This is a genomic window from Cognatishimia sp. (assembly GCF_964229375.1).
Taxonomy (GTDB): Bacteria; Pseudomonadota; Alphaproteobacteria; order Rhodobacterales; family Rhodobacteraceae; genus Cognatishimia.
Genome location: NZ_CAXREH010000004.1, coordinates 1 through 21,389, shown reverse-complemented (window position 1 = coordinate 21,389; position 21,389 = coordinate 1). Strand labels below are relative to the sequence as shown.

The following is a 21,389-nucleotide window of genomic DNA, read 5'->3' as shown; positions in this document are numbered from 1 at the left end:
CCAAGCTCAAGCTAGGCAGAGACCACGTGCTCCATCAATGCGCTGAACATTGCCGATCCATCGGTGCCGCCGTGACCTGCATCAGCCGCCCGTTCGGGGTGCGGCATCATGCCAAGCACACGTTTGTTGGCCGACAGAACCCCAGCAATATCTGCAACAGACCCGTTCGGGGTGTCGGTATAGGTAAAGGCAACGCGCCCTTCTCCCTTCAATCGCGCAAGCGTGTCATCGTCGGCGAAATAGTTGCCATCATGGTGCGCAATCGGGATCTGAATTTCATCGCCCTGCGCATAGCCGGATGTAAAGGCTGTCTCTGAGGTTTCGACCTTAAGACCGACAGTGCGGCAGATGTATTTCAACCCGGCATTGCGGCGCAGCGCCCCCGGCAGCAGCCCGGTTTCCGTCAGGATCTGAAACCCATTGCAGACACCAAAGACGAAACCGCCCGCTTCCGCATGTTTCACAACCGCCTGACAGATCGGCGAGTTGGCCGCGATCGCGCCGCAGCGCAGGTAGTCGCCATAGGAAAACCCGCCAGGAACCCCGACAAAATCGACGCCCTCAGGCAAATCGCTTTCCTTGTGCCAGACCATCGTCACATCTGCGCCCGCACGTTCCAGCGCAACGGCCAGATCACGGTCACAGTTAGAGCCTGGAAAAACCAGAACCGCTGCTTTCATCAGAGGATCTCCACGCGGTAGCTTTCGATCACGGTGTTCGCCAGAAGCTTTTCACACATCTCGGTCACAGTGGCCTCGGTGCTGCCCTCGGCAAGATCCAATTCGATCACCTTGCCCTGACGGACACCTTCGACACCCTCAAATCCCAAAGATCCCAGCGCATGTTTCACCGCTTCGCCCTGCGGGTCCAAAACGCCGTTCTTCAGCATCACATAGACACGTGCTTTCATCTTGGTGGTCTCCAGCTCTTTCATCTTGCCACAAATGCACAAAGCCCCGGTCGATCCGGGGCCTTTGGCTTAGTTAATCAGGGTTGGTTTGCTTACAGGCGCCGACTTTGGCAGCACGCCCAAACGATGCGCGACTTCGGTGTAGGCATCGGTCAGATTGCCCAGATCCTGACGGAATACGTCTTTGTCCAGCTTCTTGCCGCTTTCGATGTCCCACAACCGGCAGCTGTCCGGGCTGATCTCGTCGGCGACGACCAGTCGCTGGAAATCACCGTCATACACCCGGCCGATTTCGATTTTGAAATCGATCAGCTTGATGCCAACGCCGTACATGACGCCCGCAAGAAAATCGTTCACCCGCAGCGCAAGGCTGAGAATGTCGTCCATGTCCTGCTGCGAGGCCCAGCCAAAGGCCGCAATATGCTCTTCAGTGACCAGAGGATCGCCCAGGCTGTCATCCTTATAGCAATACTCAACGATCGGGCGCGGCAGCTGCGTGCCCTCTTCGATCCCAAGACGCTTGGACATCGAACCCGCCGCATAGTTGCGCACGATCACTTCCAAAGGAATGATTTCGCAATTCCGCACCAGTTGCTCGCGCATGTTCAGGCGTTTCAGGAAATGGGTCGGTACACCAATCTGGCTGAGACCAACCATAAAGTATTCACTCAGGCGGTTGTTCAAGACACCCTTACCGTCGATCACATCTTTCTTTTCCGCATTAAACGCTGTGGCGTCGTCTTTGAAATATTGCACGATCGTGCCTGGCTCGGGGCCTTCGTAAAGAACCTTTGCTTTGCCTTCATAGATCTTCTTGCCACGTGCCATAAGACGATTTTCCCGGGAGTGAGTAGCGATAACGGACGTCTGAGTCCCTGAACTTGGCGCCCTCATAAGCTATGGGTTAAAATCGCGCAAGCAGATGCGCCGATATGTTGCGCCGAAGGTATTTGCACCTATCTAATGTAGAGAGGTGAAATTTAACGAGGAGATCTGAGATGAGCACTTTTGACGACCGCGAAACCGCCTTTGAAGCCAAGTTCGCCCATGACGAAGAGATGCAGTTCAAAGCCGAAGCGCGCGCGAACAAGTTGCTGGGCCTCTGGGCCGCAGACCTACTGGGCAAATCGGGCGACGAGGCAGAGGCCTATGCCAAAACCGTCGTGGTTGCAGATTTTGAAGAGGCCGGCAGCGAGGATGTGATCCGCAAGGTCGTAGGGGATCTGGGCGACAAGGCCACTGATGCGGATGTGCGCAGCAAACTGGCAGAAACGCTGAAAATCGCGAAAGACCAGCTTCTCAGCGAAAGCTAACTCGTTAACAAACTCAACCAAAAATAGAGCAAACCCGTCGCAGTTCGCGGCGGGTTTTAGCGTTCTTATGTGCCCCAATCTTTGGGCGGAAACCGTCACAGGCTTGAAAAACAAGGGGTTTCGGCACGTAAAAATACCGAAATCGTCACACCTCAACCGCGAGGCGAACACAATCTGACCACTTTTGAAGGGTTAATTTAGCCCGAGGCGCAGAAGTGCTTTCAAACCACAAAAAATTCGAACCGGCCAACGGTTACGAGATGAGGCGAAGGGTCAGAACATGAAACAAGCGACGAAAAACGCGCGTAAAGTGGCACGACACATAATCCCCCTGGGTATCGGCGCAGCCTGCCTTTGGGCGTTGAACAACCAACTTAGCGATATTGACTTTGGCACGCTCTGGGCGTCCGTCAAATCCGTAAGCCTGTGGCAATGGGCGCTGGCCCTGCTGTTCACAGCCATCAGCTTTTTTGCCATCGCACGCTATGACGTCGTGGCGCACCGTCACTTCCAAACCGGCATTTCAGGCCGTCGCGCCACCATCACTGGAGGCTCCGCCGTTGCTCTGGGCCAAACACTTGGCATGGGCGCAGTCGTTGGCGGTTTTGTCCGCTGGCGGATGCTGTCTGGTCTTGGTGTGGTCAAAGCCGCCAAGATCACAGCCTTTGTTACCCTGTGCTTCATGGCAGCTTGGGCAATTGTAACTTCTGCGGCCATTGTTGTTGCGCCGATGACAGACATCCCGCTGTCCGTTCCAATGTGCGCTCTGGTGCTGGCGGTTGGCCTGATGGGTCTGACATTCTTCAAGCCAAGCATTAGCTACAAAGGAAAACGCATTGAATTGCCTACAGTAAAGGCAATGGTCGCAATGCTGGCTTTGTGCCTGGTCGACACGCTGTTTGCCGCGGCAACCCTGTGGGTTCTGCTGCCTGCTGGCGTCATCGATCTGACGATTGCTCAGCTCTTCCCAATCTATATGCTGGCACTTGGCGCGGCTCTGTTGTCGGGCACCCCAGGTGGTGTTGGCCCGTTCGAACTGAGCCTGCTGGCCCTGCTGCCTTTCGCTCCAGAAGCCGAGCTGATGGCTGCAATCGTTGCCTTCCGCGTCGTGTACTATGCTGTTCCTGCGATCATCGGCGGCGTCACCCTGCTGCGTCCGATGGCAACTGGCAGCGAAGCTTTTGAAACAGAGCGCGAAGTCTCTTGCCTGGACAAAACCCTCACCAAAGACACCGCCCGTGCGGAACTGGGTGTGGTGCGCCAGAACGGCGGCGCGATCGTCAGCCTAAAAAGCGGCACCTGTGGTGTTGTACGCACAGGTCAAACCCTGACGTCCATCTTTGATCCGGTTCACAACGGCGAAGACTTTGCCAAACACCTGCGTGCCTTTGCTCGCGAACAGAACCGCATCGTCTGCAAATACAAAATCACAGCCCCCCACGCGATCAAAGCGCGCAAAGCTGGCTGGGCCGTGCTGCGTGTGTCTGACGAAGCCATGGTTGATCCTGCAGGCCACACTCTGGAAGGCTCTCCCTATCGTCAGCTGCGTCGCAAGCTGAAAAAGGCTGAAAAAGAAGGTGTTCAGGTTGTTGAACAATCCACCGGCCTGCCATTTTCCGACATGAAACGCGTGTCTGAAGCATGGGAATCCCGCAACGGCGGCGCCAAGGGTCTGTCCATGGGTCAGTTCGAAGAGGATTATATCCAGCGTCAGCGCACCTTCCTTGCTTGGAAAGAAGACGAGCTGGTTGGCTTTGTCACCTTCCACACCACAGGCCACGAATGGGCACTGGATCTGATGCGGATCGCACCAGGTGCGCCAGATGGCACCATGCACCTCATGGTCAACGAAGCGATCCTGATGGCGCGTGAGGAAAATGTCCCGAACGTTTCACTGGCCGCCGCTCCGGTTCTGCCAAAGGACACCACATCTATCGAAGGTCGTCTGCGCACGAAATACTTCGAAAAAGCCGGGGGCAAAGGTCTGCGTCAGTTCAAAGACTGCTTCAACCCAACGTGGCAGCCACTTTATATGGCTGCACCGGGTCCGGCACAGTTGGTGATCGCAGCATTCGATCTGATCCGCTCGATCAAACACGCCAAGCCGGTGACCGAGCAACGTGTTCAGGCATTGCCCGCCACAGCATGATCTGAGAGCGTTTCGACCCCTTCCCTTCGCCTAAAATCGAAACGCTTTCATAATCATATTGAAGAAAATGAAATTGCCGCTTCTGACGCCCTATGGCATCAGGAGCGGTACTCTTTTTTAAGGATTCATCCGATGACCAATGCCCTCTCTAAGCTGCTAGAGACTCGTGACTGGCTTTTGACAGACGGCGCGACCGGCACGAACCTGTTCAATATGGGCCTGACCTCTGGCGACGCGCCAGAGATTTGGAATGATGAACACCCTGACCGTATCAAAAAGCTGTACTCACTGGCGGTTGACGCCGGATCCGATATCTTTCTGACCAATTCCTTTGGCGGCAATGCCTGCCGACTGAAGTTGCACAACGCAGGCCACCGTGCCCGCGAGCTGTCCCGCAAATCTGCCGAAATCGGCCGCGAGGTCGCAGATGCCTCTGGGCGCATTGTGGTGGTTGCAGGCTCTGTCGGGCCAACCGGTGACATCATGCAGCCCGTAGGCGATCTCAGCCACGCCGATGCGGTTGAGATGTTTCACGAACAAGCCGAGGGCCTGAAAGAAGGCGGCGCGGATGTCCTGTGGCTGGAAACCATTTCAGCCCCCGAGGAATTCAAAGCTGCAGCCGAAGCTTTTGCTTTGGCAGACATGCCTTGGTGCGGCACCATGAGCTTTGATACCGCCGGGCGCACCATGATGGGTGTGACGTCTGCTGCCATGGTGAACATGGTTGAAAGCCTGCCAAACCCACCCATCGGTTTTGGCGCAAACTGTGGCACAGGTTCCGCCGACATTCTTCGCACTGTCCTTGGCTTCACGGCTCAGGGAACAGAGCGTCCTGTTATTTCAAAGGGTAACGCCGGCATTCCAAAGTATCACGATGGCCACATCCACTACGATGGAACACCAGAGCTGATGGCAGACTACGCTGTGCTGGCGCGCGACTCTGGCGCGACAATCATCGGCGGGTGCTGCGGAACGATGCCAGAGCATCTGAAATCCATGCGCGCAGCACTCGAGACACGTCCACGTGGCAGTCGTCCATCGCTTGAACAGATTGTAGGGGCCGTTGGCGCCTTTACATCTGACAGCGACGGAACCGAAGACACCTCTGGCAGCGACGAAGGCCGCCGCTCCTCGCGCCGCCGCCGCCACGCCTAAAACAAAGACAGTTGGTCCCCCGCCGACAGTGGCCGTTCAAACAGGTCACAACGCAGCGGGGGCAGTTCTTTCGGCAATCCGGTGCGCCGCATCGCGATCGCGACACGATGGGCGATCATCTGAGCATAGGTGCCCTCTCCGCGCATTCGTTTGCCCCATTCAGCACTGTATGTTTGCCCACCATGCATCTCGCGGATCAAAGACATGACTTTATGCGCGCGGTCCGGGAAATGCGTGGCAAGCCACTCTTGAAACAGCTCTGATACCTCTAGCGGCAATCGCAGCATGATCCAGCTGACCGCCTTGGCCCCCGCAGCAGCCCCTGCGCCAATGATACGTTCAACCTCGTGATCGGTCAGGCCAGGGACAACCGGCGACACCATCAGGCGCACCGGAATACCTTCGGATGACAAACGCTCGATCATCCGCAAACGCCGGTCCGGAGACGGCGCCCTGGGCTCCATCAACCGACTGACCCGCAAATCCAGCGACGTGACAGACACGCCGACCTTCACCAACCCCTCGCTGGCCATATCCCGCAGGATGTCCAGATCGCGTTCAATCAAAGTGCCTTTGGTGACAATGCCGACCGGATGTTTAAAGTCGCGCAGCACTTCCAAACACTCACGCATGATGCGCTGTGATTTCTCAATAGGTTGATACGGATCCGTATTAGTGCCAATCGCAATCGGCGCAACGGCATATCGGTGATTGCGGAGCTCTTTTTCCAGCAGCTCTGCGGCATTGGGCTTGGCGATCAGACGTGTTTCAAAATCCAACCCCGGCGAATACCCAAGATAGGCATGGGTCGGCCGCGCGAAACAATAGACACAGCCGTGCTCACACCCGCGATACGGATTGATCGAACGGTCAAAGCCAAGATCGGGCGAACTGTTGCGCGTTATGATGGATTTTGCCGACTCAAACGACAGCTGGGTGCGAAACTGCATGCGCTCTTCTTCGATGTCCCAGCCATCATGTGTTTCTGTTCGTTCCAGTTTTTCAAACCGGCCACTTGTATTGCTGACAGCACCGCGTGCGCGGCGGCGAGAGGTCTCAATCGTTAAATCAGGATCATACGACATGCGCCAAAAATAGAACAAAAAGTGAACGCGCGCAATTCATAATGATGCTGCAAGAATTTCGATTGAAAACAGTCGTTTTCCCACTCACAAGTCGCACTCAGCGCGACCAGTGTCGCATATTTGACAGCCGTTTCATGCGAAACGGACGAAAGCTAAACGAAAGAAAACGGGCGCAAACGCCAAATCGCAAGGAAGAGCCTATGTCCGACGAAGAAGATATCATCCTCTCTGAACTCGACGACGAAGAACTGGTCGAACAGATGTTCGACGACCTTTACGATGGCCTGAAAGAGGAAATCGAAGAAGGTACGCAGATTCTTTTGGATCGGGGTTGGCAGCCGTATGACATTCTGACCAAAGCTTTGGTTGGCGGCATGACAATCGTTGGTGCGGATTTCCGTGACGGTATCTTGTTTGTTCCAGAGGTTCTTCTGGCCGCAAACGCGATGAAGGGCGGCATGGCCATCCTCAAGCCTCTGCTGGCAGAAACCGGTGCTCCACGTGTTGGTAAGATGGACATCGGCACCGTGAAAGGTGACATCCACGACATCGGCAAAAACCTCGTCGGCATGATGATGGAAGGCGCCGGGTTCGAAGTTGTCGACATCGGCATCAACAACGCCGTCGAAGCCTATCTGGAAGCGCTGGAAACCGAAAAACCAGACATTCTGGGCATGTCCGCCCTGCTGACCACCACCATGCCTTACATGAAGGTCGTGATCGACACTTTGGTCGAGCAAGGCATCCGCGAAGACTTTGTGGTTCTGGTTGGCGGTGCTCCGCTGAACGAAGAGTTCGGCAAAGCGATCGGCGCAGACGCCTATTGCCGTGACGCGGCTGTCGCGGTTGAGACTGCAAAAGAAATGATGAGCCGCAAGCACAACGCATTGAACGCGTAAGCGAGCCTCACACTCCCCAATCCTCAGGCTCGCTTTATTCAAAGCGGGCCTGTTTTTTTTGCGCAACAGGTGCACACAATGGATCTGAACGACGACGATCTTACACGCGATGGCCTTGCCGCCAAGGCCACGCAGGGCCGCATCCTTTTGATCGCATGTGGCGCCTTGGCACGCGAGATTCTGGACCTGCAAAAGGCCAATGGCTGGGATCACATGGTCCTGACCTGCCTGCCTGCAATCTATCACCTGCACCCGGAAAAAATCCCCTCCGAAGTCCGCCGGATCGTCGAAGAAAAGCGCGACGACTTTGTGCAGATTTTCGTGGTCTACGCCGATTGCGGCACCGGTGGCATGTTGAAAAACACCTGCGATGAACTGGGTGTAGAAATGGTGCAAGGCCCTCATTGTTATAGCTTTTTTGAGGGCAACGACCGGTTTGCAGAAATCTCTGAAGGCGAGTTCACAGCCTTTTATCTGACCGACTTTCTTGTCCGCCAGTTTGATGCCTTTATCATGAAGCCTATGGGGTTGGACAAACACCCAGAGCTGCGCGACATGATCTTTGGCAACTATGAAAAACTGGTCTATCAGGCGCAAATCGAAGACCCCGCCCTGAAGGCCAAAGCGGCAGACTGTGCCGCGCGTTTGGGACTGGACTTTGAATACCGCTTCACGGGTTATGGCGATCTGAAAACCGCTTTGGCAGAGCTTGAGCCAGTTAAATCGTGATCCCGCGCTGTCGGGCAGATTGGCCTGAAGAATTCAAACACGTAGTGATGAATTTGCGGTCTGAAATACCTTAAGCGAGGGATGTCACCCACAGGATTTCAGCGTCTTCCTGACTGACGGACACCACGTTATGCCCCATCGCCGCATCATAATAGGCGCTGTCACCGCGACGCATTTCGATCGGCTCGTAAAATTCCGTGTAAAGCTTCACCACGCCGGTCAGCACATACAGGAATTCTTCCCCGTCGTGACGCACCCACCCGTCAAACTCGTCAACCGACCGCGCCCGAACCCGCGCCTTATAGGGCAGCATCTGTTTCTTTGAGAGCTGCTCAGCCAGCAGTTCATGTTCATAGGTCGTCGTGGCGCGTTTTGCGCCCTGCCCGCTTTTGTTCACAGCCATACGGCCGTTGATCTGATCGCGCTGCGGGGGGGTGAAAAGCTGAGGGACCGAAATCTGCAGCCCTTCGGCCAGCTTGCGAAGCGCGTCATAGGTGGGCGACATTTGCCCGTTCTCGATTTTTGACAGGGTTGACCGTGCCAGACCGGCCTGTGTCGCCGCCCGCTCTAGCGTCCAATCCCGTGCTTTGCGAAGCTCGCGCACGCGGGCTCCCAGATCCAATGGTTCTGGTTCGTCCTGAACGCCGTTTTCACGCGCGACCTGGATCAGGCTTTTGACCGACTTTTCACTCATGGGGGTGCTTCTAGGCCTCAGATGCCAAAACTGCAAGCTTTGGCCCTTTGGTGACGCTTGTGCGCGGGGGGTAAACTGCCCTAGCAGAGAGTATGACCTCTGACTTCTTCCAAGATCCGCCTGCTGCCTGCCCCACGCCGTTCAATTTCGCGGATTATGTCCTACAACACAAAAGCGAACTAAATTCCAAAACTGCGCTTTGTATCGTAAATCAGACTAGGTATGAAAACTGGACCTATGGTAATTTATCCAACCTAATACAATCTATCATATCACAGTTTAAAGACGCGTATATCGGCCCCGAAGACGTTCTTCTGATGCGACTGGGCAATACATTGGACTTTCCGGCGACTTACTTGGCTGCTTTGGCCATGGGCGCGGTCCCTGTGCCGACATCCCCCATGCTGACAGAGGCCGAACTGAGCAAGATCATCTCAGAGCTCAAGCCCAAGGCAATTGTAAGAGACCCGGACCTGACGCTTCCGGCGGCAGACATTCCGCAGATTCACCTGTCAAAAGACATAAAATCCGGTCGCGATCTCAGTTTTCACATGGGCGATCCGAACCGGCTGGGATACATCGTTTACACCTCTGGCACATCCGGAAATCCCATGGCCGTGGCCCACGCGCATCGTGCTATTTGGGCGCGACGCATGATGCTGCGGGATTGGTATGACATTCGACCGACGGATCGTATGTTCCATGCCGGTGCGTTCAACTGGACCTTCACCATGGGCACAGGATTGATGGATCCTTGGTCCGTCGGCGCGACCAGCCTGATCCCTGAACCGGGCACAGACCCCGAGGATATACCATTTCTCTTGAAAGACCATGGCGCGACACTATTTGCCGCAGCTCCAGGTGTTTACAGAAAACTTTTAAAGCAAAAAGTGAACCTGTCTCACCTGTCGTTGCGCCACGGCCTTTGCGCGGGTGAAAAGCTTTCTGAAGACATTCGCAAAGCGTGGCAGGACGCAACGGGCACTGATCTGCACGAGGCCTTTGGGATGTCGGAATGCTCGACGTTTATCTCAGGCTCCCCGTCCCGTCCCAGCAAACACGGCACGCTTGGTCGCCCCCAAAACGGCCGCCGCGTCGCCATCCTGAACGACGGCCATCCCGCGCCCGTTAACACGCCCGGCATGATAGCGGTGCACCGATCTGATCCGGGACTTATGCTTGGCTATCACAGCAACAGCGCCGCCACCGCACAGAAGTTTCAAGGCGACTGGTTTCTGACCGGTGACTTGGGCGCGATGGATGATGCGGGCAATATCACCTATTTGGGGCGTGCGGATGACATGATGAACGCGGGCGGCTATCGCGTTTCGCCGCTCGAGGTCGAAGCGGTGTTGCGACAGTTTCCCGACATCGATCAGGTGGCCGTCACGGATGTCACTGTCGCAAAAGATGCACGCGTCATCGCCGCCTTCTACACATCTGCGTCAACGATCGCGCCCGAGGCTGTAAAGGCTTTTGCCAATTCCCATTTAGCAAGGTACAAACAGCCACGCATCTATCAGCAGGTCGACAGCCTGCCGACTAATCCAAACGGCAAACTGTCCCGCAAGTTGCTGCGACAATTCTTTGAGGCCCAACATGACCGCACCCGTGAAACTTGACGTCCTGTCCGACCCGATTTGCCCTTGGTGCTATATTGGGAAAACTCATTTGGATAAGGCACTTGCGGCCGAAGGAGAGCATCCGTTCGTGATCGAATGGCACCCGTTCCAGCTGAACCCGGACATGCCCGACACTGGTATGGACCGTCGCGAGTACCTTGAGCGAAAGTTCGGCGGCAAGGACGGTGCGATCCGCGTTTATGGCGAGATCGCTCAACACGCAGAGGACGCAGGCATCGAGATTGATTTCGCTGCGATCCAAAAGACTCCGAACACGGTCAACGCCCACCGCCTGATCCATTGGGCCGGGATTGAAGGTAAGCAAAACGACATCGTGGACGCGCTGTTTTCGGCGTATTTCAAAGAAGGCCGCGACATTGGCGACATTGAAACCCTCGCAGACATCGCAGACAGCGTGGGCATGGATGCCTCTGTTGTGACGCGCCTTTTGAACAGCGACGAAGACAAGCAGGCCATCCGCGACCGCGACACCCATAGCCGCGAGATGGGCGTAAACTCTGTGCCAACCTTCATTGTCGGCAGCCGCCATGCCGTCCCCGGCGCGCAGCCACCAGAGCTTTGGCAGAAAGTCATTCAGGATTTGAAAGAACAATCCGCCTCTGACGCGTAGGACGCATAGTTTTTACACGAATGGGTTGCAAACGCGCACCTTTGGGGTAGTCTGCCGGGATAGACACGTCGTGTTGCACGATTTTGCAAGGGCGTGGTCTTTAACCAAAGGATACCCATGTGACTGACCAGCGCCGCTTGCCGGAATTGGAATTCATTGCTTTGACCGCAATGCTTTTCGCAACCATCGCCTTCTCGATTGACGCCATGCTGCCTGCATTGACCGTCATGGGCGAAGAACTTAGCCCGACTGACCCAGAGCAAGTCACTCTGGTCATTGGCATTTTTGTTCTTGGGATGGGCATCGGCACATTTTTCGCAGGGCCTTTGTCGGACGCCTTTGGCAGAAAACCCGTTATCCTGGGCGGATATGTCCTGTACATCGTCGGCGCAGCCATTGCGGCGTCCTCTCCGAGTCTAGAGTGGATTTTGGCCGGACGCTTGATACAGGGGCTGGCCGTCGCGGGCCCCCGCATTGCAGCCTTGGCCATGGTCCGCGACCTTTACAGCGGCGAACGCATGGCCTCGATCAGCTCGTATTCGATGATGATTTTCGTGTTGGTCCCTGCCGTTGCGCCTTTGATCGGGCAACAGATCATGCTGGCCTTTGGCTGGCGCGCGATCTTTGTGTCGTTTGTTTTGTTCGCTGTCGTAGTGGCCACATGGCTGAGCACCCGTCAGCCCGAAACCCTGCCACAGGAAAAACGGGTGAACATGTCCGCGCGCGCGATGGGCAGCGCAGTTGTGGAGTGCCTCGGCAATCGCGTCTTTCGCTTTTCTGTCACCGTATTGACCCTGACGTTTGCGGGGCTGTTTGCGCTGATTTCATCGGTTCAGCCCATCTATGCGGAAAGCTTTGATGCCGCGGACACGTTTCCCTATTGGTTCGCCGGATCGGCGCTATTGGCCATTCCGGGGAACTTTCTGAACGGCCGTCTGGTGCTGCGCTATGGTATGCGGCTGATGGTCAAAACTGCGGTTCTGGGGCACCTCATCGTCAGTGCCTTGGCTTTTGTCATGCTTCAGACCGGCAATATGAGCATCTGGATTTTCTTCCTCTACTCGACATCCTTCATGTTCTCGATGAGCTTTGTGTTCCCAAACCTCACCGCCCTGTCGATGGAGCCGATGGGTCATATCGCGGGCCTTGCAGCTTCGGTCAATGGCGCCATTTCCACCATTCTGGCGGCGGTTCTTGCGATCCCGATTGGGTTGGCGTTTGACGGCACACCGATGGCGGTTCTGACCGGAACTTTAATAGGTTTGGCAATCAGTTATGGGCTGATGTTAAAGCTTGGACCACGGCCAGAACCCGCGCAGGCCTAGGCCTTTTTCTTTGGCTTTGCCTAAACCGCCAGATCACGTGCGATATCAAATGCGCCGCGGATTTTATCGCGGTCGCTCTTCCAGTCGCGGCGCACAACGATCTTGTTGTCTTTGATCTTAGCCAGCCCGCGCTGGTCATTGATAAAGGCCACAAGCCCTTCGGGGGATGCGAATTTGTCGTTGTGGAATTGAATGGTCGCCCCCTTGGGGCCGCCATCCAGCTTGGCAATCCCTGCCCGCTTACACATCGCCTTGATGCGCACGACCAACAGCAAAGTATTAACCTCTTTGGGCAGCTTGCCAAAGCGGTCAATCAGTTCGGCAGCAAAGCCTTCGAGTTCGACTTTATTGGTCAGGCTCGACAGGCGGCGATACAGGCCAAGACGCACATCCAGATCCGGTACATAATCTTCGGGGATCAACACAGGCACACCCAGATTGATCTGTGGAGCCCATTGGTCGTCAACGTCAGACAGCCCCTCTGCCTCACCCGACCGGATCTTGGCGATCGCCTCCTCCAGCATCGATTGATAAAGCTCATAGCCCACATCGCGCATCTGGCCCGACTGCTCTTCGCCCAACAAGTTGCCAGCGCCGCGAATATCAAGGTCTTGAGACGCAAGTGTAAATCCGGCCCCCAATGTATCAAGCGAACCCAGAACGCGTAGGCGTTTTTCGGCAGCAGGTGTCAAAGATTTGCGCGGTTTGGTCGTCAGATAGGCATAGGCCCGTGTTTTTGAACGCCCGACGCGACCGCGGATCTGATAAAGCTGGCTGAGGCCAAACATATCGGCACGGTGCACAACCATCGTGTTTGCCGTCGGGATATCAAGGCCGGATTCAACAATCGTTGTGGCCAGCAGAACGTCGTACTTGCCATCATAGAAGGCATTCATGCGGTCATCCAGCTCGCCCGCAGCCATCTGGCCATGCGCTACCACATAGGTCAGTTCCGGCAGTTGTTCCTTCAGGAACTCTTCGATGTCGGGCAAATCAGAAATGCGGGGCACCACATAGAACGACTGCCCGCCCCGATAGTGCTCGCGCAACAGAGCCTCGCGGATCGTCACCCCATCAAACTCGGAGACGTAGGTACGGATCGCCAGACGATCCACCGGAGGCGTCCCGATAATCGACAGATCCCGCACCCCAGACAAGCTAAGCTGCAGCGTCCGCGGGATCGGAGTGGCGGTTAGGGTCAGAACGTGGACATCGGACCGCAGCTGTTTCAGGCGCTCTTTATGCGCAACGCCGAAATGCTGTTCTTCGTCGACAATCAGCAAGCCAAGGTTTTGAAACTTAATGTTCTTTGCCAGCAGAGCGTGGGTGCCGACCACAATATCCACCGTGCCGCGCGACATGCCGTCTCGGGTTTTGTCGGCCTCTTTTGCAGTCACAAACCGGGACAGCCCGCGCACTTCCAAGGGGAACCCCCGGAAACGTTCTGAAAAGCTTTTCAGGTGCTGCCGCGCAAGCAAGGTTGTTGGCGCGATCACGGCAACCTGAACGCCAGACATCGCCGCCGCAAAGGCTGCGCGCATGGCGACCTCGGTCTTGCCAAAGCCAACGTCGCCACAAACCAACCGATCCATGGGCAGGCCCGAGGACAGGTCCTCCATGACATCCCCAATCGCGCTCAGCTGATCTTCGGTTTCGCTATATGGGAAACGGGCGGAAAAAGCCTCCCACGCGTGATGCGGCGCTTCGAGCATGGGCGCTTTGCGCAGGGCACGCTCGGCCGCAACGCGAATAAGTTTCTCCGCCATCTCGCGGATACGCTCTTTCAGCTTGGCCTTTTTCGCCTGCCATGCGCCGCCGCCGAGACGATCCAGGAACCCCTCGTCGTGACCGTATTTGGACAGCAGCTCGATGTTTTCGACCGGCAGGTACAGCTTGGCTTTTTCAGCATATTCCAGGCTGATACATTCATGCGCGGCACCGGCTGCGGTGATCACCTCAAGCCCGTGATACCGACCAATCCCGTGATCGACATGAACCACCAGATCACCGGGGCTAAGGGATTGCGTTTCGGTCAGAAAGTTCTCGGCCTTGCGGCGTTTTTTCGGAGCGCGGATCAGCCGGTCACCCAGCACATCCTGCTCAGAAATCACCGTGATGCCCGGCGCCTCGAACCCGGTTTCCAGCGCCCAGACCGCCAGGTAAAGACCCGACTTGCCGACCGCTTTCGCGTCGTTGATGGCGACCGTTTCCACAAGCCCTTTGTCTTCGATCAGCCCGCTTAGGCGTTCGCGTGCGCCCTCGGAATACGAGGCAACAACAACCGGACCTTCGTGAAGTTTCGCATTAATGTGATCCGCAAGTGCGCTGAAAAGACTAACGTTTTCAAGCTGGCGCTCAGGCGAGAAATTCCGCCCGATCCGTGCCATCTTGTCGATCGCGCCCGGACCAGAGGCCTGCGGCAAAGGCTTGAAATTCAGCACACGGCGTTCGCCTACCGCTTCTGTCCAAGCCGCCTCATCCAGATACAACAGTTCAGCCGGCACCGGTTTATAGACCGTGTCCAACCGCGACTTCTGTGTTAACGCATGGGCACGTGTTTCACATTGATCCTTCACTGACTCCCAACGCGCCAGTCGCGAAGGATCGCATTGGTCATCAACGGTGATGGATGCATCCGGCAGATAGTCAAACAGCGTCTCAAGACGGTCGTGGAAAAATGGCAACCAATGTTCGATGCCTTGATGCTTACGTCCGGCCGAGACAGCTTCGTATAAGGGGTCGTCGGTGCCAGCGGCGCCAAACTCGATCCGATAGTTCTGGCGGAACCGCGTGATTGCCGCGTCGTCCAGAATAACTTCCGAGACCGGTGCCAATTCGACCAGATCCAGCGTCTCGGTCGTGCGTTGTGTTACGGGATCAAAACGCCGCGCGCCGTCCAGAACATCTCCGAACAGATCCAAACGTACAGGACCGCCCTCACCCGGTGGGAAAATATCAATGATCCCGCCCCGGATCGCATAGTCCCCCGGCTCCATCACCGTAGGTGCCTGGGTAAAGCCCATCCGCACAAGGAAATTGCGCAAGTCTTTTTCGTTGACCTGATAATTCACCTGCGCCCGAAAGGCCGCGTCTTTCAGAACCTCGCGCGCGGGCACACGTTGCGTTGCTGCGTTCAAAGTGGTCAGCAACACGAATTGCTTGGGCATGCCATGCACCAAGGCCGCCAAAGTCGCCATACGCGCGGCCGCAATGTCGGCGTTTGGCGACACGCGGTCATAGGGCAAACAATCCCAGCCCGGAAAGACCACCACCGGCACATCAGGTCCAAAGAACGCAAGCGCCGATTTCATCGCAGCCAGCCGCTTGTCGTCGCGTGCGATATGCAGAACCGGTCCGCCCGACGCCGTCAGCTCGTCAAGGATCAGCTTTGCGTCGTAGCCTTCAGGTGCGCCGCCGACGGTGACGTGATGCTGTGTCATCGCGAAGCCCTCTTTAGTTCAGCGGCGACAGCTGAAAGTTCTGATACATCCCCCAAAGAGATGTTACGAAAATAGACAGCATTCCAATGAGTTGCACATAGATGCGATGGCGCGCCAGACGTTTGTACAACATCTCGCGATCTTGCGGATCAACCTCAAGGGCGCGCGCGGTAGACAGGGACAACAAGCCAATAATCGACATGGGAAACAGGATCAAAAACACCGCCTGCGCGAACTCATAGCGATAGTAAAACCCGACGACCGCCAGCGAACTCAGCACGAAACAGCCAAAGGACAGCATCGCCAGTCCCGACGCACGACTGATGTACAAAAGACGTCCGACATTGATGCGCACCATGTCTTCCAGATCGACCTCATGCTGACCACCACGCCGACGCGCACGTAGCACAAGATCATAGGGAATACCCAGCACCCAATGGCTGGCCGAGGACCACAACAAGGCCAACATGATCCAGAACCAAAGGTTGGAAAAACTGCGCAGGTCGATAAGCTCGATGATAGAAGTATGCAGGTCCACGCAATGCGTCCTTAATTCGTTTTGATGATCCATATCCCTAGGACGCGGCAATTCCTACCCTTGTCGGGCGGGAAATTCCATGGCACCCCGTTTTCTGTAACGAATGAGGCCAATATGAAACCGACGATCGCCCCTTTTCCCGCCGCGCGCCCGCGCCGTCTGCGCAATACTCCCGCGTTGCGGTCGCTTGTGCAGGAAACCACTCTTGGGGTCGGCGATCTGATCTGGCCCGTGTTTGTGCGCGAAGGCGAGAACATCGAAGAGCCCGTGCCCTCGATGCCAGGTGTGGTGCGCCGCTCTGTCGACCGAATTGTCGAGGCGGCCAAAGAAGCGGCTGATCTGGGCATTCCCGTAATCTGTCTGTTTCCCTATACCGAGGCTGACAAACGCACATCCGACTGCGCCGAAGCCTGGAACCCCGAAAATCTGTCAAACCGCGCAACCAGAGCGATCAAGGCCGCCGTGCCCGAGATCGCGATTATGACCGACGTCGCCCTGGACCCATACAGCGACACCGGTCAGGACGGCTTTGTAATCGACGGTTATGTCGCCAATGATGAAACCATCGAGGCCCTGATCAAACAGGCTCTTAGTCAGGCAGAGGCTGGTGTGGATATCATCGGCCCGTCAGACATGATGGACGGTCGCATTGGGGCACTGCGCACCGCGCTAGAGGCCGCGGGGCACAAGGATGTCGCGCTGATGTCCTATTCCGCGAAATATGCCAGCGCGTTTTACGGCCCCTTTCGCGACGCCGTGGGCGCATCGGGTGCACTGAAAGGCGACAAAAAAACCTATCAGATGGACCCTGCCAACAGCGACGAAGCCTTGCGCATGGTGGAACGCGACCTGAACGAAGGGGCGGATATGGTGATGGTCAAGCCTGGCATGCCCTATTTGGACATCTGCCGCCGCGTGAAAGACAGCTTTGGCGTGCCAACCTTTGCCTATCAGGTCTCGGGTGAATACGCGATGATCCAGGCCGCTGCGCAAAACGGGTGGATCGACGGCGAGAAAGCCATGGTGGAAAGCCTGATGGCCTTCAAACGCGCCGGATGCGATGGCATTCTGACATATTTCGCCCCTCAGATCGCAAAAGCTCTGCGTGGGCGCTAATGTGCCGAAACCACGTCATCTTGGGTGACAACTAACCCGGATGCGTCTATATTGTGGCGCAAATCAACAATGATACGTGCAGGCAAGCAGATGAAAACCATTAAACGAAGAGCGCTTATTTTAGCGGCGATGGCCAGCGTCACCATGGCAACGGCCTGTGGCAACGGCATTAACAGCCGGGGCTCTGACACGATCAACGCGCGCGTTGAGGCGACGTTGAACTTTATGTATGACAAATACCCCAACACGATTGATCTGGCGGACAAGGCAGCAGGTATACTGGTCATGCCGCTCGTCACCGAAGCGGGCCTTGGGTTTGGCGGCGGCTATGGGCGGGGCGCTCTGAAAGTTAAAGGCGAAGTTGTTGATTATTATTCGACGACACGCGCAAACTTCGGTTTCCAGATCGGCGCGCAGCAATTTGCGCATGTCCTGTTTTTCATGACCGAAGGCGCACTTCAGGATTTCCAAAGCTCCAGCGGCTGGGCCGCAGGTGCGGATCTGGAATATGTCGTGTCTGACAAAGGGGATTCTGTTGCCGCGGATACCACGACCCTGCGCAGCCCCGTCTTGGCCGTGGTCTTTGGCCGCGCAGGCGCACGGATCGGCGCAACGCTTGAGGGCTCGAAATACACGCGGATCATTCCTTAAGCACTCCGCATGCGGATCATCGAAAATATCTTCTATGTCGAGCGCCCGTCCGAAAGACTGGCGCTCGATTTGTATCTGCCGTACCGCAGGCCCCGCGCGACCGTCATTTTCGCCCACGGAGGTGGCTTTCGCAAAGGCAGCAGGACATCTGCCGAAGCTTTTGCTCTAGCGCGCCGGTAGATGCCTTGTTGAACGACAAAGACGAGGCCGGCACGCCCTACTGGACCCATATGAGGATGCTATTTGACGCCTCGATGGATCAATCCAATGCGCGTAACCGTTTGATAAGGCTGGATGTATCCCAACGCCCGCCACCCAGTTTCTGAACGTCTTTATAGAACTGATCCACCAAAGCCGTCAGGGGCAGGCTCGCGCCGTTTTCATTTGCCGCGTCCAGACAGATGCCCAGATCCTTGCGCATCCAATCCACAGCAAACCCATGTTCGAAATGATCCGCGATCATGGTTTCATAACGATTGGACATCTGCCAGGACCCGGCCGCACCTTGGGAAATCACCTCAACGACGGCAGCGCCGTCCAGCCCAGATTTCTCTGCAAAATGAAGCGCTTCGGACAAGCCCTGAACGACGCCTGCGATTGCGATCTGGTTGCACATCTTGGTCAGCTGGCCCGCGCCGCTATCGCCAATCCGGCGGCAGATCCGTGCATAGGCGTCCATCACGGGTTCTGCCGCGTCATAGGCTTTGGTGTCTCCGCCGCACATGATTGAAAGCACACCGTTTTCCGCACCGGCCTGCCCGCCAGAGATCGGCGCATCGACAAAGCTAAGGCCTGCCTCTGCGGCCGCTGCGTAGAGTTCGCCGGTGACTTTTGCCGACACCGTGGTGTGATCAACAAAGATCGCGCCCTCTTTCATCGTAGCAAAAGCGCCGTCTTCGCCCGTGCAGACCTGACGCAAATCATCATCATTGCCAACGCAGGCCATGACAAAATCCGCACCCCTTGCAGCTTCTGCCGGTGTCAGCGCCATTTCGCCGCCATGCTCTTTCACCCAAGCTTCTGCTTTTGCCGACGTGCGGTTATACACGACAACATCATACCCCTTGGATTTCAAATGCCCGGCCATCGGATAGCCCATGACGCCAAGTCCCAGAAAAGCCACACGTGTCATCACTTTTACCTCTCGCAAAATCGTCGTAGTGTCTGCGTGCATGTGTGCCCATGCCAAGAGATTAAGCAAGACCAAATAGAGACGCGCAATGACTAGAGTTTTTAAGTGGCTGTTCCGACTGACGACCGCATCCTTCCTGTTGATCTTCGCTTTCGGAGCGCTTGTTTATTATTTTGCGTCACGGTCCCTGCCCGACTACGACAAAGAGCTGCAAACGGGCTATGTCTCGGCCCCTGTCGAAATCGTGCGCAACAATGCCAATGTGCCGCATATCTTTGGCGAAACCGATCCCGACGTGTTCTTCGCGCTTGGCTATGCGCATGCGCAGGATCGCCTGTGGCAGATGACCGTCATGCGGCGCACGGCGCAGGGGCGCCTGTCCGAAGTCTTTGGCGCGGCGACGCTGGATGTCGACAAACTTTTGCGGCGTTTGGGTGTGTATTCGCTGGCCGTCAGCTCTGTTGACTCGCTAAGTGAACGCACGCGGGTCTTGATGACCGCCTACGCCAACGGCGTGAACGCCCGCATCACCGAGGTCAATGAGGACTCGCTTGGTCGCGGCGCACCGGAAATGTTCCTGTTCAACGCTCCAATCGCCCCTTGGCGCGTGGCAGATTCCATTTCCATTCAAAAACTTATGTCACTTCAACTGGCTGGCCACCTCGAAGAAGAAGTCCTGCGCGCGCGTGTGTCACTGGCCTTGGCCGATGAACAACGCCTGAAGGACATTCTGCCGGACCAGCCCGGCGCAGGCGTCGCGGATCTGCCGGAGTTTGCAGAGCTTGTGCCTGGTGTCTCAAGATTTGTGCAAACCGCGGACGTCAAACCGCACCCGCTGTCGCCCTTTCCAGAGCGGCATCTGGCAGGCGCGTCCAACGCATGGGCCGCAGCACCCGCGCGCTCTGCCTCAGGCGGAACGCTTCTGGCAAATGACCCGCATCTGGGCCTGACCGCCCCTGCGATCTGGTATCTTGCCCGTCTTGAGCTGTCATCAGGCGGCGTGATTGGCGGTACGATCCCTGGCATTCCGGCGGTTCTGACCGGACGCAGCACGCAGCTTGGCTGGGGGCTGACGTCTGCCTATGTCGACGATCAGGACGTCTTTATCGAAGAGATCAACCCCAACAATTCAGAGCAATATCTGGGCCCTGATGGGTATAAGGATTTTCTGACCCGCAAAACCATTATCAAGGTGAAGGATCAGGAACCGATCACGCTGACGTTGCGCTGGACCGACAATGGCCCTGTTCTGCCTGCGGGCAGTTTCGATTTGGGCACGGTGACTCCGAAAGGCCATGTTGCGGCGATCAGTTGGACCGCGCTTAGTCCTGCAGACACATCGATGAACGCGGCTGTAGATCTGATGTTTGCCCGCGACGTGCGCGAGGCGATCCGGTCGAGCGAAAGCTATCTTGCGCCCGCACAGAACCTGACGCTGGTGGACAGCGACACGATCGCAATGAAGGTGATTGGTGCCCTGCCCCGACGCTCGGCCCGCCACCAAAGCCAAGGGCGACTGCCAAGCCTGGGGGCCAAGATCGAAAACCGCTGGAATGGCCGTTTGCCCTATTCCAGCAATCCGGAATTTGTTGCGCCTGTTGGTGGACTTCTGGGGAACACCAACAACAAGACCGTAGATCGTGCCTTTCCGCTGCATGTGTCGTTCGTATGGGGCGACAGTCAACGGGTGCAACGCTGGCAACGTCTGATGCAGGGACGCGCTGTGCATACGCGTGACAGCTTTATCGAAGCGCAACTTGACACGGTCAGCGTCACCGCGCGGTCGTTGCTGCCTTTGGTGGCGGCGGATCTGTGGTTCACCGCAGGCACCACAGCGCAGGGCACGCAAGAGCGGCAGCGTAAAGAGGCGCTGGAACTTTTGGCTAACTGGAACGGCGAGATGAACGAACATCTACCGGAACCCTTGATCTATGCCGCGTGGATGCGTGCGCTTCAGGATCGCCTTGCCAAGGATGAGCTCGGCCCCCTGATCGGCGAAT

19 protein-coding genes are annotated in these 21,389 nt (G+C 56.5%); 11 read left to right on the top strand and 8 right to left on the bottom strand.

The genetic code is table 11. The features are described from left to right. Positions 1-11: 11 nt before the first annotated feature. The 3 genes from purQ to purC all read right to left on the bottom strand — a co-directional run bounded on the left by purQ (position 12) and on the right by purC (position 1,738). A complete protein-coding gene (purQ, locus tag ACEQWH_RS00495; protein ID WP_370227267.1) occupies positions 12-680 on the bottom strand; it encodes a phosphoribosylformylglycinamidine synthase subunit PurQ in 669 nt (222 codons plus the stop codon). Beyond that, complete coding sequence (purS, locus tag ACEQWH_RS00490; RefSeq protein ID WP_370227264.1) at positions 680-910, bottom strand: phosphoribosylformylglycinamidine synthase subunit PurS; 231 nt, start codon at positions 908-910, stop codon at positions 680-682. The genes purQ and purS overlap by 1 nt, the downstream gene beginning before the upstream one ends. Before the next feature lie 69 nt (positions 911-979). Next, positions 980-1,738 carry a phosphoribosylaminoimidazolesuccinocarboxamide synthase gene (purC, locus tag ACEQWH_RS00485; protein ID WP_370227261.1) on the bottom strand — a complete coding sequence of 253 codons (759 nt, stop codon included), beginning with the start codon at positions 1,736-1,738 and terminating at the stop codon, positions 980-982. Between the two features lie 170 nt (positions 1,739-1,908). Here purC and ACEQWH_RS00480 point away from each other — a divergent pair, with 170 nt between their 5' ends. From ACEQWH_RS00480 to bmt, 3 genes are all read left to right on the top strand, one after another. Further along, the gene (locus ACEQWH_RS00480) at positions 1,909-2,223 is read left to right on the top strand and encodes a DUF1476 domain-containing protein (RefSeq protein WP_370227259.1); all 315 of its coding nucleotides are present in this window, start codon (positions 1,909-1,911) and stop codon (positions 2,221-2,223) included. Positions 2,224-2,503: 280 nt separating this feature from the next. Continuing rightward, positions 2,504-4,372 (top strand): bifunctional lysylphosphatidylglycerol flippase/synthetase MprF, encoded by a 1,869-nt coding sequence (locus ACEQWH_RS00475; RefSeq protein ID WP_370227257.1) that lies wholly within the window; start codon positions 2,504-2,506, stop codon positions 4,370-4,372. Between the two features lie 132 nt (positions 4,373-4,504). Next, positions 4,505-5,527, top strand: a complete 1,023-nt coding sequence (gene bmt, locus ACEQWH_RS00470) for a betaine--homocysteine S-methyltransferase (RefSeq protein WP_370227254.1) — start codon at positions 4,505-4,507, stop codon at positions 5,525-5,527. On the opposite strand, the gene ACEQWH_RS00465 is transcribed toward bmt, so the two are convergent. Then, on the bottom strand, positions 5,524-6,612 hold the full coding sequence (locus tag ACEQWH_RS00465; protein ID WP_370227252.1) for a PA0069 family radical SAM protein: 1,089 nt from the start codon (positions 6,610-6,612) through the stop codon (positions 5,524-5,526). The two genes, bmt and ACEQWH_RS00465, sit on opposite strands and share 4 nt — an antisense overlap. A 200-nt stretch (positions 6,613-6,812) precedes the next feature. Here ACEQWH_RS00465 and ACEQWH_RS00460 point away from each other — a divergent pair, with 200 nt between their 5' ends. Next, positions 6,813-7,511, top strand: coding sequence for a corrinoid protein (locus ACEQWH_RS00460; RefSeq protein ID WP_370227250.1), 699 nt, complete (start codon positions 6,813-6,815; stop codon positions 7,509-7,511). Positions 7,512-7,589: 78 nt separating this feature from the next. After that, positions 7,590-8,240 (top strand): DUF1638 domain-containing protein, encoded by a 651-nt coding sequence (locus ACEQWH_RS00455; protein ID WP_370227249.1) that lies wholly within the window; start codon positions 7,590-7,592, stop codon positions 8,238-8,240. Between the two features lie 70 nt (positions 8,241-8,310). On the opposite strand, the gene ACEQWH_RS00450 is transcribed toward ACEQWH_RS00455, so the two are convergent. Continuing rightward, positions 8,311-8,934, bottom strand: a complete 624-nt coding sequence (locus ACEQWH_RS00450; RefSeq protein ID WP_370227246.1) for a helix-turn-helix domain-containing protein — start codon at positions 8,932-8,934, stop codon at positions 8,311-8,313. 92 nt (positions 8,935-9,026) lie between these two features. Between ACEQWH_RS00450 and ACEQWH_RS00445 the strand changes: the two genes are divergently transcribed. From ACEQWH_RS00445 to ACEQWH_RS00435, 3 genes are all read left to right on the top strand, one after another. Then, the gene (locus ACEQWH_RS00445; RefSeq protein WP_370227244.1) at positions 9,027-10,556 is read left to right on the top strand and encodes a class I adenylate-forming enzyme family protein; all 1,530 of its coding nucleotides are present in this window, start codon (positions 9,027-9,029) and stop codon (positions 10,554-10,556) included. Continuing rightward, positions 10,534-11,187, top strand: a complete 654-nt coding sequence (locus ACEQWH_RS00440) for a DsbA family oxidoreductase (RefSeq protein ID WP_370227242.1) — start codon at positions 10,534-10,536, stop codon at positions 11,185-11,187. Before ACEQWH_RS00445 ends, ACEQWH_RS00440 begins: the two co-directional genes overlap by 23 nt. 119 nt (positions 11,188-11,306) lie before the next feature. Next, positions 11,307-12,512 (top strand): multidrug effflux MFS transporter, encoded by a 1,206-nt coding sequence (locus ACEQWH_RS00435; protein ID WP_370227240.1) that lies wholly within the window; start codon positions 11,307-11,309, stop codon positions 12,510-12,512. Positions 12,513-12,532: 20 nt separating this feature from the next. Here ACEQWH_RS00435 and mfd read toward each other — a convergent pair whose 3' ends face one another. Both mfd and ACEQWH_RS00425 read right to left on the bottom strand, forming a co-directional pair. Continuing rightward, entirely contained in the window at positions 12,533-15,952 is a 3,420-nt protein-coding gene (mfd, locus tag ACEQWH_RS00430) for a transcription-repair coupling factor (RefSeq protein WP_370227237.1), read from the bottom strand. Positions 15,953-15,965: 13 nt separating this feature from the next. Then, positions 15,966-16,490 (bottom strand): component of SufBCD complex, encoded by a 525-nt coding sequence (locus tag ACEQWH_RS00425; RefSeq protein WP_370227235.1) that lies wholly within the window; start codon positions 16,488-16,490, stop codon positions 15,966-15,968. A gap of 114 nt (positions 16,491-16,604) precedes the next feature. On the opposite strand from ACEQWH_RS00425, the gene hemB reads away from it, so the two are divergent. Continuing rightward, positions 16,605-17,606, top strand: a complete 1,002-nt coding sequence (gene hemB / locus ACEQWH_RS00420; protein ID WP_370227232.1) for a porphobilinogen synthase — start codon at positions 16,605-16,607, stop codon at positions 17,604-17,606. Between the two features lie 90 nt (positions 17,607-17,696). After that, a complete protein-coding gene (locus tag ACEQWH_RS00415) occupies positions 17,697-18,257 on the top strand; it encodes a YSC84-related protein (RefSeq protein WP_370227230.1) in 561 nt (186 codons plus the stop codon). A gap of 259 nt (positions 18,258-18,516) precedes the next feature. Here the strand turns inward: ACEQWH_RS00415 and ACEQWH_RS00410 are convergent, their stop codons facing one another. Continuing rightward, on the bottom strand, positions 18,517-19,389 hold the full coding sequence (locus ACEQWH_RS00410) for an NAD(P)-dependent oxidoreductase (RefSeq protein WP_370227228.1): 873 nt from the start codon (positions 19,387-19,389) through the stop codon (positions 18,517-18,519). 88 nt (positions 19,390-19,477) lie between these two features. On the opposite strand from ACEQWH_RS00410, the gene ACEQWH_RS00405 reads away from it, so the two are divergent. Further along, a partial coding sequence (locus tag ACEQWH_RS00405; RefSeq protein WP_370227226.1) for a penicillin acylase family protein occupies positions 19,478-21,389 on the top strand: 1,912 nt, incomplete at its 3' end.

What these genes read in the sequence shown, in the direction of transcription:
- mfd (WP_370227237.1), bottom strand. Translation starts at nt 15,952, where the DNA reads ATGACACAGCATCACGTCACCGTCGGCGGCGCACCTGAAGGCTACGAC.
- purQ (WP_370227267.1), bottom strand. Translation starts at nt 680, where the DNA reads ATGAAAGCAGCGGTTCTGGTTTTTCCAGGCTCTAACTGTGACCGTGAT.
- bmt (WP_370227254.1), top strand. Translation starts at nt 4,505, where the DNA reads ATGACCAATGCCCTCTCTAAGCTGCTAGAGACTCGTGACTGGCTTTTG.
- ACEQWH_RS00475 (WP_370227257.1), top strand. Translation starts at nt 2,504, where the DNA reads ATGAAACAAGCGACGAAAAACGCGCGTAAAGTGGCACGACACATAATC.
- purS (WP_370227264.1), bottom strand. Translation starts at nt 910, where the DNA reads ATGAAAGCACGTGTCTATGTGATGCTGAAGAACGGCGTTTTGGACCCG.
- purC (WP_370227261.1), bottom strand. Translation starts at nt 1,738, where the DNA reads ATGGCACGTGGCAAGAAGATCTATGAAGGCAAAGCAAAGGTTCTTTAC.
- ACEQWH_RS00480 (WP_370227259.1), top strand. Translation starts at nt 1,909, where the DNA reads ATGAGCACTTTTGACGACCGCGAAACCGCCTTTGAAGCCAAGTTCGCC.
- hemB (WP_370227232.1), top strand. Translation starts at nt 16,605, where the DNA reads ATGAAACCGACGATCGCCCCTTTTCCCGCCGCGCGCCCGCGCCGTCTG.
- ACEQWH_RS00445 (WP_370227244.1), top strand. Translation starts at nt 9,027, where the DNA reads ATGACCTCTGACTTCTTCCAAGATCCGCCTGCTGCCTGCCCCACGCCG.
- ACEQWH_RS00465 (WP_370227252.1), bottom strand. Translation starts at nt 6,612, where the DNA reads ATGTCGTATGATCCTGATTTAACGATTGAGACCTCTCGCCGCCGCGCA.
- ACEQWH_RS00460 (WP_370227250.1), top strand. Translation starts at nt 6,813, where the DNA reads ATGTCCGACGAAGAAGATATCATCCTCTCTGAACTCGACGACGAAGAA.
- ACEQWH_RS00410 (WP_370227228.1), bottom strand. Translation starts at nt 19,389, where the DNA reads ATGACACGTGTGGCTTTTCTGGGACTTGGCGTCATGGGCTATCCGATG.
- ACEQWH_RS00455 (WP_370227249.1), top strand. Translation starts at nt 7,590, where the DNA reads ATGGATCTGAACGACGACGATCTTACACGCGATGGCCTTGCCGCCAAG.
- ACEQWH_RS00440 (WP_370227242.1), top strand. Translation starts at nt 10,534, where the DNA reads ATGACCGCACCCGTGAAACTTGACGTCCTGTCCGACCCGATTTGCCCT.
- ACEQWH_RS00450 (WP_370227246.1), bottom strand. Translation starts at nt 8,934, where the DNA reads ATGAGTGAAAAGTCGGTCAAAAGCCTGATCCAGGTCGCGCGTGAAAAC.
- ACEQWH_RS00415 (WP_370227230.1), top strand. Translation starts at nt 17,697, where the DNA reads ATGAAAACCATTAAACGAAGAGCGCTTATTTTAGCGGCGATGGCCAGC.